General features: G+C 65.1%; 15 protein-coding genes. 9 read left to right on the plus strand and 6 right to left on the minus strand.

Going from position 1 to position 12,887, the window contains the following annotated elements; all coding sequences use genetic code 11:
• Window positions 1-39: 39 nt before the first annotated feature.
• Both ACFOKF_RS15540 and ACFOKF_RS15545 read left to right on the plus strand, forming a co-directional pair.
• On the plus strand, window positions 40-279 hold the full coding sequence (locus tag ACFOKF_RS15540) for a hypothetical protein (protein WP_380796781.1): 240 nt from the start codon (window positions 40-42) through the stop codon (window positions 277-279).
• Window positions 280-1,044: 765 nt separating this feature from the next.
• Window positions 1,045-2,277, plus strand: coding sequence for a dicarboxylate/amino acid:cation symporter (locus ACFOKF_RS15545; RefSeq protein WP_380796783.1), 1,233 nt, complete (start codon window positions 1,045-1,047; stop codon window positions 2,275-2,277).
• 10 nt (window positions 2,278-2,287) lie between these two features.
• On the opposite strand, the gene ACFOKF_RS15550 is transcribed toward ACFOKF_RS15545, so the two are convergent.
• The 4 genes from ACFOKF_RS15550 to mutM form a co-directional block, all read right to left on the minus strand.
• On the minus strand, window positions 2,288-2,896 hold the full coding sequence (locus ACFOKF_RS15550; protein WP_380796785.1) for a peptidylprolyl isomerase: 609 nt from the start codon (window positions 2,894-2,896) through the stop codon (window positions 2,288-2,290).
• Between the two features lie 44 nt (window positions 2,897-2,940).
• On the minus strand, window positions 2,941-4,350 hold the full coding sequence (gene dnaA / locus ACFOKF_RS15555) for a chromosomal replication initiator protein DnaA (protein WP_380796787.1): 1,410 nt from the start codon (window positions 4,348-4,350) through the stop codon (window positions 2,941-2,943).
• Between the two features lie 433 nt (window positions 4,351-4,783).
• Window positions 4,784-5,047, minus strand: coding sequence for a 30S ribosomal protein S20 (gene rpsT, locus ACFOKF_RS15560; RefSeq protein ID WP_298401516.1), 264 nt, complete (start codon window positions 5,045-5,047; stop codon window positions 4,784-4,786).
• Between the two features lie 116 nt (window positions 5,048-5,163).
• A complete protein-coding gene (gene mutM / locus ACFOKF_RS15565) occupies window positions 5,164-5,976 on the minus strand; it encodes a bifunctional DNA-formamidopyrimidine glycosylase/DNA-(apurinic or apyrimidinic site) lyase (RefSeq protein WP_380796789.1) in 813 nt (270 codons plus the stop codon).
• An 82-nt stretch (window positions 5,977-6,058) separates the two neighbouring features.
• On the opposite strand from mutM, the gene ACFOKF_RS15570 reads away from it, so the two are divergent.
• Genes ACFOKF_RS15570 through ACFOKF_RS15600 form a run of 7 tightly spaced genes read left to right on the plus strand, consistent with a single transcriptional unit; the run spans window position 6,059 to window position 11,554 of the window.
• Window positions 6,059-6,790 (plus strand): class I SAM-dependent methyltransferase, encoded by a 732-nt coding sequence (locus tag ACFOKF_RS15570; RefSeq protein ID WP_380796791.1) that lies wholly within the window; start codon window positions 6,059-6,061, stop codon window positions 6,788-6,790.
• A gap of 7 nt (window positions 6,791-6,797) precedes the next feature.
• Window positions 6,798-8,339, plus strand: a complete 1,542-nt coding sequence (ubiB, locus tag ACFOKF_RS15575) for a 2-polyprenylphenol 6-hydroxylase (RefSeq protein WP_380796792.1) — start codon at window positions 6,798-6,800, stop codon at window positions 8,337-8,339.
• Window positions 8,336-9,598: a bifunctional phosphopantothenoylcysteine decarboxylase/phosphopantothenate synthase gene (locus ACFOKF_RS15580; protein ID WP_380796794.1), complete on the plus strand. Its 1,263-nt coding sequence runs from the start codon at window positions 8,336-8,338 to the stop codon at window positions 9,596-9,598. The genes ubiB and ACFOKF_RS15580 overlap by 4 nt, the downstream gene beginning before the upstream one ends.
• Window positions 9,573-10,028, plus strand: coding sequence for a dUTP diphosphatase (gene dut / locus ACFOKF_RS15585; RefSeq protein ID WP_380796796.1), 456 nt, complete (start codon window positions 9,573-9,575; stop codon window positions 10,026-10,028). Before ACFOKF_RS15580 ends, dut begins: the two co-directional genes overlap by 26 nt.
• Window positions 10,029-10,032: 4 nt before the next feature.
• Entirely contained in the window at window positions 10,033-10,437 is a 405-nt protein-coding gene (locus ACFOKF_RS15590; RefSeq protein ID WP_380796797.1) for a hypothetical protein, read from the plus strand.
• On the plus strand, window positions 10,434-11,201 hold the full coding sequence (locus ACFOKF_RS15595) for a HesA/MoeB/ThiF family protein (RefSeq protein WP_380796799.1): 768 nt from the start codon (window positions 10,434-10,436) through the stop codon (window positions 11,199-11,201). Before ACFOKF_RS15590 ends, ACFOKF_RS15595 begins: the two co-directional genes overlap by 4 nt.
• On the plus strand, window positions 11,189-11,554 hold the full coding sequence (locus ACFOKF_RS15600) for a DsrE family protein (RefSeq protein WP_380796801.1): 366 nt from the start codon (window positions 11,189-11,191) through the stop codon (window positions 11,552-11,554). The genes ACFOKF_RS15595 and ACFOKF_RS15600 overlap by 13 nt, the downstream gene beginning before the upstream one ends.
• Before the next feature lie 3 nt (window positions 11,555-11,557).
• Here the strand turns inward: ACFOKF_RS15600 and ACFOKF_RS15605 are convergent, their stop codons facing one another.
• Together ACFOKF_RS15605 and ACFOKF_RS15610 are read right to left on the minus strand one after the other, a co-directional pair.
• Window positions 11,558-11,740, minus strand: a complete 183-nt coding sequence (locus tag ACFOKF_RS15605) for a hypothetical protein (RefSeq protein WP_380796803.1) — start codon at window positions 11,738-11,740, stop codon at window positions 11,558-11,560.
• Window positions 11,741-11,809: 69 nt separating this feature from the next.
• The gene (locus tag ACFOKF_RS15610; protein ID WP_380796805.1) at window positions 11,810-12,886 is read right to left on the minus strand and encodes a M48 family metallopeptidase; all 1,077 of its coding nucleotides are present in this window, start codon (window positions 12,884-12,886) and stop codon (window positions 11,810-11,812) included.
• Between the last annotated feature and the right edge of the window lies 1 nt (window position 12,887).

Below are 12,887 nucleotides of genomic sequence, written 5' to 3' on the forward strand. Positions count from 1 at the left end.
ATCCAGTTACCGATACGACTCGGTGAATGGAGGAAGATCATGGAACATGCAGGTCCGGCCCAGTTCGCCGGGAAGAAACCGTCTTTTGGTCAATGGCTGATCGAGCAGGATAAGCGCGCTGGCGCGATCGGCGATCTGGCGAAGCACGCCAAGGCCGATCGAGGCTTTCCCAGGAGCGGCACCGTCAAGGATGTGTGGAAGCGGCTCAACGGCATGCAGGTCGAAAGCGAAATCTACGATGCGATGGAGGAAGCGGAGCTGGATTATCTGGCTCTGTAACCGGCTGAAAAATTCGGCCCAGTTCGGCGTCGCCATCACCGGCCGGCCGATCAGCCCAATAAGCAAAAAGGCGCGGTTTCCCGCGCCTTTTTCATTCTGGGACCAGACTGGCGAACTGGGACCGCCTTGGTCCCACTTATTTTTAGGTTTCGCCGGTACTCCCCATGGCGATCGCCCCCGTCAAACCCACTCTAAAAGGCTTCAAAGCCCCGTTCAAAGGGGCTTTGAAGGATTTCCCGGCATCACCCTTTGAAAACCTTTGAAGCCACCCGGTTTAAAAAAACTCTGGTCCGAGCAACGTCAATTTGCCGATCCTTTATAGACACAGCTTCATCGCCAAATTTTTTCGCCGATCCGCAGAAAAGCCCAGATTTTGGCCGTTCCTGACCACCCCTCCCCGCACAATCCCGGATTATCCCGCCTTCCAACCCCTCCTGTCCCCTTTCAACGGGCAGGCAGTGTAGGACAGGTTCCGACAGGGGCAGTCCGCGCGCGCCACGCACAGCGCAGCGAAGGATGGGCAGGGGTTGGCCTGCGGCCGCCTTCGGCTCGACAATCTCGCCTGAGCGAAGTTGAAGGGCCGGACGGAGGTCAGGAGGCGCTTTATGTGTCTTTTGTTTTCCGCATTTTCCGAGCCAGCAGATGATGCCATCTGCTTCGAAAATGCTCTAGCCGACTGATTTTCCGCTGTTCCTTTGCCTGCAATAGCGGATAGCCTGTCTCTGCCCGTTGCCGTTTAGGCGCACCCCGGAGATCCTGCCCCCCATGTCCCTGACCGTCCGTATCCTGATCGCGCTGACGCTGGGCCTGTGCTGTGGCATTGCGATCGCGGAATGGGGCAGCGGATGGGAGGGCGATATTGTCGACGTCGCTCAGCCGGTGGGCAAGGCGTGGCTGAACGGATTGCAGATGCCGCTCATTCCGCTGATCTTCGCCCTGCTCGTCACCGGCATCGCGCAGGCGGCGACGACCGCGCGCGCCAATGGCATGGCCGGCAAGGCGATCGGCCTGTTCGCGATCCTGCTGCTCGGCTCCTCCTGCGTCGCCGCGCTGATCGGGCCGCTGATGCTGCATCTCTGGCCGGTGCCGGCGGGCGCGGTCGGGGCGCTGGCGGGGGCCGGCCCCGTGACCGACGTGCCCGATGTGCGGCCGTCGGCCGAATGGCTGCTGGGCTTCATCCCGGTCAATCCGCTCAAATCCGCCGCCGAAGGGCAGGTGGTGGCGGTGGTGCTTTTTGCGCTGATCTTCGGCTTTGCCGTTACCCGCATTGCGGAGGATCGCCGCGCGCAACTGACCGGCCTGTTTCAGGCGCTGGCCGATGCGCTGTTGCTGGTGGTCAACTGGGTGTTGTGGCTGGCGCCGATCGGCGTGTTTGCGCTGGCGCTGGTGGCGGGCGCGCGATCGGGGCTGGCGACGGCAGGGGCGCTGCTCCATTATATCGGCTTCATCGTGCTGATCTGTCTGACGACGACGCTGCTGGTCTATCCGCTGGTCATCATCCTGGGCAAGATTTCGCCGGGCCGATTCGCCCGCGCCGCCTTCCCCGCGCAGGCCATCGCCTTTTCGACGCAAAGCTCGATCGCGTCGCTGCCCGCGATGATTCAGGCGTGCGACGGGCCGTTGCAGGTGCGCGAAACCAGCCGCAGCGTGGTGCTGCCGCTCGCCATATCTTTGTTCCGCATCACCAGCCCGCCGGCCAATCTGGGCGTCGCTCTCTATGTGGCGGCGATGAACGGCGTGGCGCTGGGTCCGACGCAGATCGTGATGGGCGTGCTGGTGGCCGCCGTGGTTAGCCTGGCGGCGGTCGGCCTGCCGGGGCAGATCACCTATTTTACCACAACCGGGCCTATCTGTCTGGCCATGGGCGTGCCGGTGGAGGCGCTGCCATTGCTGCTGGCGGTGGAGACGGTGCCCGACATTTTCCGCACGGTCGGCAATGTCACCGCCGACATGGCGACGACGCGCATCATCGATCAGGGCGGGTCAGCGGGAAGCTGAGTTTACCAAATCAGGGCAGTCGGCGCGCAGTCAGGATTTTCACCGGCGCTTCCAGCATCTGCCCCTTCATCACCCCCTCCCCCTTGGTCGGGGATTTGGGCGCGATCAGGATCGCCTTCACCACGTCCAGCCCCTCGACCACATGGGCAAAAACGGCAAAGCCGACATTGTCGCCCGGCGCATCCGGGCGCGCGTCCATCGCCGGCATCTGGCCCAGCACGATGAAGAAGTCGCCGGTCGCGCTGCCCGGCGCATAGCGCGCCATCGACAGCGCGCCATCATCATGGGTGAGGCCGGTCTGGGTGGTCGGCTCATGTTTGATGGGGGGCAGGATGCGTTTGGGGTCGTTCTGCGCGCCGCCCTGCACGAAGCCATAATCAGCCGCCCCCACGCCGCGGTAGAAAGCCGTGCCGTCGAGCCGTTTCTGATCGACATATTTGAGGAAATTGGCGGCCGTCACCGGCGCCTTGTCGGTGTGGACGGCGACGATGATCTGCCCCTTTTCCGTATCGAGCGCGACACGGACGTCGGCGGGGTTGGGGACCGTTGCCTCCACCTGCGCCAGAGCGGGCGACAGGGTCAGGGCGGCGAGGAGCAGGAGAGCAAGCTGGCGAATCATGCCGCCAGCCTAGCCGATCATGCGCCCGATGCCAGTGGGGGCTATCAGCCCTCCAGCTGGCGCAGCAGGGCGCGGACGTCGGCGTCCATATCGGGATTGCTTTCGCGCAGCGCCTCGATCGTCTTTACGGCGTGGATTACCGTGCTGTGATCGCGCCCGCCAAAGATGCGGCCAATTTCGGGCAGCGAGCGCGGCGTCATCTTCTTGGCGAGATACATGGCCACCTGACGCGGGCGGGCGACGGCGCGCGCGCGGCGCTTGGAGCGCATTTCCGACGGATCGATCTTGAAATGGGCGGCGCACAGCTTCTGGATTTCGTCCACCGTGATGCGGCGGGCATTGGCGCGCACGGCGTCCGCCAGCATCTGCTGCGCGAAATCGAGATCGATCGAGCGGCCGGTAAGCTGGCCATAGGCGACCAGCTTGTTGAAGGCGCCCTCCAGCTCGCGCACGTTCGAGCGAATCGAGCGGGCGAGGAAATCTATCACGGCATCGGGCACCGGCGGATCGCCCGCGACAGCGCGCTTCGATTCGAGAATGGCGAGGCGCAGGTCGAGATCGGCCGGGCGAATGTCGGCGACAAGCCCGCCCGCCAGACGCGAGAGGATGCGGGCGTCGATCGATTCGAGCAGCTGGGGCGCGCGGTCGGCGGTGACGACGATGCGCGCGCCGGTGTCGATCAGGTCGTTGATCGTGTGGAGGAACTCCTCCTGCGTCGATCCCTTGCCGGCGATGAACTGAATGTCGTCGATCAGCAGCAGGCGCGCGGCGCGCAGCCGGCCCTTGAACGCCATCGTCTCATTGGCGCGCATGGCGTTCACAAATTCGACCATGAAGCGTTCGGCCGACATGTAGAGCACCGGCTCCGACGGCGAATGGGCGGAAAAGGCGGCAGCGATCGCGTGAAGCAGGTGCGTCTTGCCCTGGCCCGTGGCGCCATGGATGAACAGCGGCGTGAAACGGGGCTGCGCCTCGCCCGCCATCGCCTGCGCAGCGGAGAAGGCGAGCCGGTTGGTGTCGCCGACGATGAAGTCGGCAAAGCCGTGACGGGGCAGAAAATTGGAGGCGACCGGCGTTTCGACAGGCGCGGCGGCGGCGGCAGCCGATTCGACATGGACGACTTCCAGCAGGCGCGGGCCAGTGGCGTCGGGCGCGCGGCGCAGGCGCACTTCGCGCACGCCGACGCCAGCACTGCGCCAGGCCATGCGCAGGCGGTCGCCAAACTGGCCGCCGACGAAATTGGCGCTGAAATCGGTCGCGACCAGCAGGTCCAGCGTCTGCGATTCGGCGCAATAGTCGCCAAGACGCGCAGGCTTGAGCCACTGATCGAACATCCGCGCGCCAACATCGCGGCGCAGACCGGCGCGGATGGTGGTCCAGGCGGATTCCAGGCTCGCATCGGCCTGGCACACCTGTCCATCCTCCCAACCTGCCACGCGAACCTTATCCTTCATTCGTTCCGACCCACCAAAGCTATGCCCCCCGTTTTCGGGCAGGAAAATACGACGCAAAGAACCTTCACCGGAAACGCCCCCGTTCCCCGAGTTCCTTGCGACAAACGATCTCACATGACGGCCGCTGAGGTGATTCGACGGCGACCGGATTTCAAAAATAGACGGGGCTGCTTCGCCGGATCAAGGCCGACCCGGTTCAAAAAAGTGAAATAAAGCCGTTGACTCGGCAAACGTACGGAAAAGCCCCAAAAATCAAATTACCGTTATTTTACAATATCTTATTTTCGGACATTCATGGTGCACCGCGTCGAATCGCGGGAATTGCGCGGGTGTTAAAGATGACGCTAATCATGACAGCTTTGTTAAGAACGACGAAAAGCCCGCTCTGGCAAACCAGAGCGGGCTTTCAATGTCTTGCGAAGACTGAAAAGGCTTAGGCGAGCGCGCCGACAGCCTTGGTCAGGCGGCCGAACTTGCGGGCGGCCGTATTCTTGTGCAGCACGCCGCGGGCAACGCCACGGGCCAGTTCAGGCTGAACGGTCTGCAGGGCGGTCGCGGCAGCGGCCTTGTCACCGGCGGTGATGGCGGCTTCCACCTTCTTCACCAGGGTGCGGATCCGGCTGATGCGGGCGCCATTGATTGCGGCGCGACGCTCATTGCGACGGATGCGCTTCTTGGCTTGCGGCGTATTGGCCATTCTATTCCTCGGTTCTCGTCAAATCTCGGGAAGAGGCCAATCGACGGTTCGATCTGCCTCGTGAAGGTGCGCCCCTTACAGAGTATCCGGGCGGGCGTCAACGGGTGTGCGCCCCGCTATTTCTGGCATTTCGGGCAGAAGAAGGTGGATCGGCCGCCATCGACCCGGCGCTGAACCGTCCCGCCACAGCCGCACGACTCGCCTTCGCGCCCGTAGACGCGCCATTGTTTGGAAAAATAGCCCAGTTCGCCGTCGGGCCGCGCATAATCGCGCAGGGTGGAGCCGCCGGCGACGATCGCGGCGGACAGAACGTCGCGAATCGCCTGCACCAGCAGGGCGAGTCGCGGCCGGCTGATCCGGCCCGCCGCCCGAGTCGGGGCGATGCCCGCCATGTTGAGCGCTTCGCACACATAGATATTGCCAAGCCCGGCGACGATCCGCTGGTCGAGCAGCGCCGCCTTGATCGAGGTCCCCTTGCCCTGAAGCGCGGCGGCCAGCATCGCGGCGTCGAAATCCGGCCCCAGCGGCTCCGGCCCCATGCGGGTGAAAGGCGTATAGTCTTGCCACGCATCCGACCGCACCAGATCAACCGAGCCAAAGCGGCGGGGATCGTTGAGCGAAAGAAGATGCCCGCCGGCCGTTTCCAGCAGCAGATGATCATGCGCGCCGATTTCCGTGGGATCGATTCGCCAGCGCCCCGACATGCCGAGGTGAAAGATCATCATGTCGCCGCGATCGGTTTCGATGAGGCCATATTTGGCGCGACGCGACAGGCCCGTCACCCGCGCGCCGGTCATCCGCTGGCGCAGGTCCACCGGGATCGGCCAGCGCAGGTCGGCGCGGCGCGGCTCCACACGGGTCAGCACGCTGTCCTGCAATACGGACCGCAGACCCGCGACGGTGGTTTCGACTTCGGGAAGCTCAGGCATGCGTCCCATCTAGTTATGGGCAGGCAGAATAACCAGCTTCATGGCTGGAACAGCGCCGCATCTGTGTCTAGAGGAACTCCCCATGAGCGAAACAGCATCCTTCGGCTATCGCAACGTCGATGCCGCCGACAAGGCGGGCATGGTCCGCGAAGTCTTTTCCAACGTCGCCGCCAAATATGACCTGATGAACGACGCCATGTCGGCGGGCGCGCATCGGTTGTGGAAGGACCAGTTCGTCAAGCGCGTGAAGCCGCGCGCAGGCGAGCAGATATTGGACATGGCCGGCGGCACCGGCGACATCGCGTTTCGCATGCACAAGCATGGCGCGCATGTCACCGTGTCCGACATCAACCCGGAAATGCTGGCCGTGGGGGTTGAGCGGGCGCAGAAGAAGGGTCTGGAAGGGCTGATCTGGTCCGAGCAGAATGCCGAGACGCTGACATTCGGCGACCGGGCGTTCGACGCCTATACGATCGCGTTCGGCATCCGCAACGTGACCCATATCGACAAAGCCCTGCGCGAGGCGAACCGGGTGCTGAAATTTGGCGGGCGATTCTTTTGCCTGGAATTTTCCACCACGACATGGCCGGGCTTTTCCGACGTCTATGACGTCTATTCGCACAAGCTGGTGCCGCAGCTGGGCAAGCTGTTCGCCAATGACGCCGACAGCTATCGCTATCTGATCGAATCGATCCGCCGCTTCCCGCCAATGCCAAAGTTCGAAGCCATGATCCGCGACGCCGGATTCGTGAACACGAAGGTGGAGCCGATATTGGGCGGGCTGGTCGCGATCCATTCGGGCTGGAAGATTTGAAGCCCGCATGACCGCGCATATCACGCATATCTGGCGGCTCCTGAAATGGGGGCGCACATTGGCGCGGCATGGCGCGCTGACGGGGATCGAGCGCGATCCGCTGACCCCCGGCCCGGTTCGCCGGCTCGTCCGCGTCGCCCGGTTCGGCGCGCGCATCCCCAAGCAACCGCGCTATGCCGACGCCTTCCAGTCGATCGGCCCGGCCGCGATCAAGCTGGGCCAGACGCTGGCGACCCGGCCCGATCTGGTCGGCGATCATGCGGCGAACGATCTGCTGCGGTTGCAGGACGCCCTGCCCCCCGTGCCGTTCGAGACGATCCGGGCGCAGATCGAATCCAGCTTCGGCCGTCCGCTGGAGCAGGTCTATAGCCGTTTCGACGAAGTACCGGTCGGCGCCGCCTCCATCGCGCAGGTGCATCGCGCGGTGACGACCGACGGCCGCGACGTCGCGGTCAAGGTGATCCGCCCCGGCGTGATCGACAAGTTCAACCGCGACATCCAGACCTATGAATGGGCCGCAGCCCATGTCGAGATGCTGGGCGGCGAGATTGCCCGGCTGCGCCCGCGTCTGGTGATCGCGAACATGAAGCGCTGGACCGCGCGCGAGCTGGACCTGCGGCGCGAAGCGGCCTCCGCCTCTGAACTCAGCGAAGCGATGGAAGCGATGCCGGGATACCGCATCCCCGCCATCGACTGGGACCGCACGACCGGCAAGGTCATGACGATGGAGTGGATCGACGGGATCAAGATTTCCGATCGCGACGCCCTGATCGCGGCGGGCCATGATGTGAAGGACATCGCCGCTCGCCTCGTCAACGCCTTCCTGCGGCAGGCGATTGCGGAGGGCTTCTTCCACGCCGACATGCATCAGGGCAATCTGTTCGTTTGCCCCAATGGCAATATCGTCGCGATCGATTTCGGCATCATGGGCCGGATCGACCGGCGCGCGCGCATGTGGCTGGCGGAGATCCTCTATGGCCTGATCACCGGCAATTATAAGCGCGTCGCGGAGATTCATTTCGAGGCGCAATATGTGCCCGCCCATCATAATGTCGCCGAATTCGCGACCGCCCTGCGCGCGGTGGGCGAGCCGATGCGCGGCAAGCCGGTGCGCGAACTGTCGGTCGGCGGGATGCTGGATGGCCTTTTTGCCATCACCCGCGATTTCGACATGCAGACCCAGCCGCACCTGCTGCTGCTGCAAAAGACGATGGTGATGGTGGAGGGCGTGGCGACCGCGCTGGACCCCGACATCAACCTGTGGGAAACCAGCGGCCCCTATGTGAAAAACTGGCTGCGCGACGAACTGGGACCGGAGGCGAAGGCCGCCGACACGCTGATCGAGAATTGGCGCACGCTTCAGCGGCTGCCGGGGCTGGTCAAGCGGATCGAGGACGCCTTCCCCGAAAAAGGCGGCGCACCGCCCCCGCCGCCGCTGGGCGAGGTGAAGCTGATCCGCGTGGGCGGCGGCTGGCGCTATGGCGCGGTGGCGGTGATTGCGGCGGCGGCTGGCGTGCTGGGCGCGTCGCTCCTACATCTGCATCTATGAACCAACAGCGCGTCCTTCTTATCATTTCCGGCGGCATTGCTGCTTATAAATCGCTCGAGCTGGTGCGGCTGTTGCGCAAGCGCGGGATCGCAGTGCGGGCGGTGTTGACGGAGAGTGCGGCGCAGTTCGTGACGCCGCTGTCGCTGGGCGTGCTGACCGAGGATCATGTCTATGAGGATTTGTTCGATCTGAAGGCCGAGCGCGAGATCGGGCATATCCAACTGTCGCGTCAGGCCGATCTGGTGGTCATCGCGCCCGCAACCGCCAATATTCTGGCCAAGATGGCGAACGGCATTGCCGATGATCTGGCCACTACATTGCTGCTGGCCACCGACAAGCCGGTGCTGGCGGTGCCGGCCATGAATGTGCGCATGTGGCATCACAAGGCGACGCAGCGGAACCTCCATCAGTTGCGCGCCGATGGCGTGCAGGTGATGGAGCCGGATGACGGCGTGATGGCGTGCGGCGAATTTGGCAAGGGACGGTTGCCCGAGCCGGAGGCGATTGCGGCGGAGATTGGGCGGCTTCTTAACACCCCGTTCGCTTCGAGCGAAGTCGAGAAGCCCTTCGCGCAACCGGTTCTCGACACGCTCGAAACGAACGGCGCTTTGAAAGGCCGCCATATCCTGATTACCGCCGGGCCGACGCATGAGCCGATCGACCCGGTGCGCTACATCGCCAACCGATCGTCGGGCAAGCAGGGCTTCGCCATCGCCGCCGCGGCCGCGCGGGCCGGGGCGCGGGTGACGCTGGTCGCGGGGCCGGTGCATCTGCCCACGCCGGCCGGGGTCGATCGCGTCGACGTGGAAACGGCGCGGGAGATGCTGGCGGCGGTCGAAGCCGCCCTGCCCGCCGACGCGGCGATCATGGTCGCGGCCGTGGCCGACTGGCGCACGGCCGACGCCGCCGACCAGAAGCTGAAAAAGGACGGATCGGGCCAGCCCGCGCCGCTCGCTCTGGTCGAGAACCCGGACATTCTGGCGACGCTGGGCCATCATGCGCAGCGTCCCGCTTTGCTGGTCGGCTTTGCCGCCGAAACGCAGAAGATCGCCGAACATGCCCAGGCCAAGCTGGCGAAGAAGCGCGCGGACTGGATCGTCGCCAATGACGTATCGGGTGACGTGATGGGCGGCGACGCCAATGCCGTGCAGATCGTCACCGCCGCCGGCATCGAATCCTGGCCCAGCCTGCCCAAAAGGGAGGTGGCCGACAAACTCATCGAAAAGGTTGCCCATGCCCTCTCCCCTCGCCCCGATTGACATCAAGCTGAAGCGCCTGCCCCATGGCGAGGGGTTGCCCGTGCCCGCCTATGCCACCGCGCACGCCGCCGGCATGGATGTGGTGTCGGCCGAGGAACTGGTGCTGGCGCCGGGCGGCCGCCATGCGGTGGCGACCGGCTTTGCGATGGCGATCCCCGAAGGCTATGAGGTGCAGGTGCGCCCGCGTTCCGGCCTGGCGCTGAAGCATGGCATCAGCCTGCCCAACACGCCCGGCACGATCGACGCGGATTATCGCGGCGAATTGAAGATCATCCTTATCAATCTGGGCGACCAGCCCTTCCCGATCGCGCGCGGCGACCGGATCGCGCAACTGGTGGCCGCGCCGGTGCAGCTTGCCAGCTTTACGGAAGTCGATAGTCTGGACGACACCGTTCGGGGACAGGGCGGTTTCGGATCGACAGGAGTGTGACACGATGACGATGCTGCTTTCGCTGATGCTGGCAATCGCGCCCATGGCTGGCGACGTTGCCCCCATGCCGCAGGATCTGAGCAGCGTCCCCGTGATCCCCGGCTGGCTGGGGCGGAAGGTTTCGCCCCGCTGGTCGGAAGATGTCGCGCGTTTCTATCGGCGCGGCGAATGCAGCGGCGCGGTCAATTATGAAGGATCGCAATTGCTGGAGATCGACATGCTGTTCCTGCTGTCGGGCGACGGCAAGCCGCTGAAGATCGCGCCGGTCAACGCCCGTTGCCCGGAGGTCGAGAAGTTCGTCAGCGGCCGCATATTGGGATCGCTGCGCAATTCCTTCCCGAAAAATGGCGCGGCGCAGCCCTATTGGATGCGCTCTCAGGTCCGCTTCCTCTGGTCCGACGCGCCATGACGCTGACCGACGATCAGCTGGATCGTTATGCCCGCCATATCGTGCTGAAGGAGATTGGCGGCGCGGGGCAGGCGCGGTTGCTGGGCGCGGACGTCGCGGTGATCGGCGCAGGCGGCATCGGCAGCCCGGCCATCCTTTATCTGGCCGCGGCCGGCGTCGGCACGATCCGCGTGATCGATCATGACGCGGTGTCGCTGTCCAACCTGCAACGCCAGATATTGTTCGGCGCAGCGGACATCGGCGCGCCCAAGGCAGAAGCGGCGATGGCGGCGGTGGCGCGGATCAATCCCGATGTGAAGCTGATCCCCATCAACGCCCGGATCGATACGAGCAACGCGGAGTTGATCCTGCGCGAGGCCGATGTGGTGCTGGACGGATGCGACAATTTCGACACGCGGCTGACCGTGGCGGACGCGGCGCAGCGGCTGCGCATCCCTCTGGTGTCGGCGGCGGTCGGCCCGTTCGAAGGACAGCTGGCGACCTATCGCGGCTGGGAAGCGGGCAAGCCCTGCTATCGCTGTCTGGTCGGCGCGCCGCAGGATGCGCCGGAGCGCAATTGCGCCGAAACCGGCGTGATCGGCGCGCTGACTGGCGTGATGGGCAGCCTCGCCGCGCTGGAGGTGATCCGCGCGCTTGTCCCCTTTGGCGCGGACATGGCGGGCCGATTGCTGATCGCCGACCTGCTGTCCATGCGCTTTCGCACGCTCAACGTGGCGAAAGACCCCGCCTGCCCCGGCTGCGCGGTGGAACTATGCGCGCCCTGACGATCATCGTCACGACGGACGATGCGGAGCGGTTGCGCGGCGCGCTGATGCTGGCGGCGGCGCAGGCGGCGCTGGGCGGAGCGGCCACCCTGTTCCTGCAACTGGACGCCGTCGCCCTGTTGCGCGCGCCGATCGTTGCACCGCGCGATGACCGGCATCAGGCGGCGGGATTGCCGTCGCTGGCGGCGCTGATCGCGGAGACGCTGGCGCTGGATGTCGCAATCATCGCCTGTCAGAGCGGCATGGCGCTGGCGAGCATGACGACCAGCGATTTGCCAGATGGCGTGCAGATCGGCGGGCCGATCGGCCTGCTGGGGCAACTGGACGATAAGGCCCGGCTGCTACTTGTTTGAAATTCAGCGAATGACCGGCAGATAGCGCCAGAGCTGGCGCGGCGCATCGGCGCCCGGCGTGATGCGATTATAGGAGGCCAGGGCGTCGTCCGTACGCAAGCCCGGCATCAGGCCGATATGCGCTGCGCCCCAGAAGGCGGCAAAGCAGAGCAAGGCGCTGGCGGCAACGCGCATCATCTTCTTCATCCCGCCTCCTCCTTTCCGCGGCGCGACCTTATCGGCTCTGCATCGGGCGGACAAGCCGCGAAGGTCCGGTCAGAAGCCGTCGCCCCAGGGCCTGGCCACATTGTCGTCGGCCCGGCATGCCGTTCGCAGCGCGCGCCATTGCGCCAGGTCCAGCGCCGGACGATAGGCAGCGCCCTTGACCCATGCCTGTTCGAAGCGCTGGCGACGGGCCGTGGACAGGGGATGGGATGACAGCCAGGTCATCGCCTGATCGACCTCACCCGCCTTCCCCTTGCCGCCCATGCGTTCGAAGAAAGCGGCGGTGCCGGCGGGCGAAATCGCCGCAGCCTGCATCTGGCCGATGGCGACGCCGTCCGCCGCGCTTTCCGCGTCGCGGCCATAGCTGAGCGACAAAACGCCGTTCAGATACCCCCCGGCATTGCCGCCAAAGCCGCCCAGCACGACGCTGAGCCCCATCTGCCGCACCAGCCCGGTCAGCGTGTCGCGATGGCGGACATGGCCCAGTTCATGGCCCAGAACCCCCGCCACTTCATCGGCCGATCCGGCCTGCTGCACCAGCCCGTCGAACAGGATGATCCGCCCGCCCGGCAGGGTCACGGCATTGACGATCGGGATGTTGGCGATTTCCACCTGCCGCGCCTCCCCCTTCGGATCGATCCGCGCCACCAGCGCATGCAGCGCGGCATCACCCGCCGGCGTGTGACAGAAACGGCCGCCAAAGTCGCCGACCATCGCGTCGCCCATCCGGTTTTCCCAACTTTGCGGGATCAGCGGCGCGATGACGGTAGGCGCTTCGGCCACGCCCCAGACCACCAGCGCCGCGACCAGGGTAAAGACGCCCGCCGCCGGCCAGAAACCGAAGCGGTCGATCCAGCGGCCATAGCGTTCGCCTTTGGGCAGATGGGCGGCGATTTGCGCCGGCGCATCGCCGGAAAAGCCCATGCGCCAGCCGGCAATGGCGCGATGGCCATAGGCCGACCGCCCCTTTTCCGAACCGATGACGATGAGGTCGGCCCAATCCACCGGCGCGCCGGTCCAGCCGCTATCCGGCTCCTCAAGACGAAAGCCCGCTTCGTCGGGCTGGAGCCGGACATCGCGGCGCACCGCAGTCTGCCCATCATAATGCCAGAGCATGAAATCAGACATG

It is taken from the genome of Sphingobium rhizovicinum, assembly GCF_042647625.1.
GTDB lineage: Bacteria > Pseudomonadota > Alphaproteobacteria > Sphingomonadales > Sphingomonadaceae > Sphingobium > Sphingobium rhizovicinum.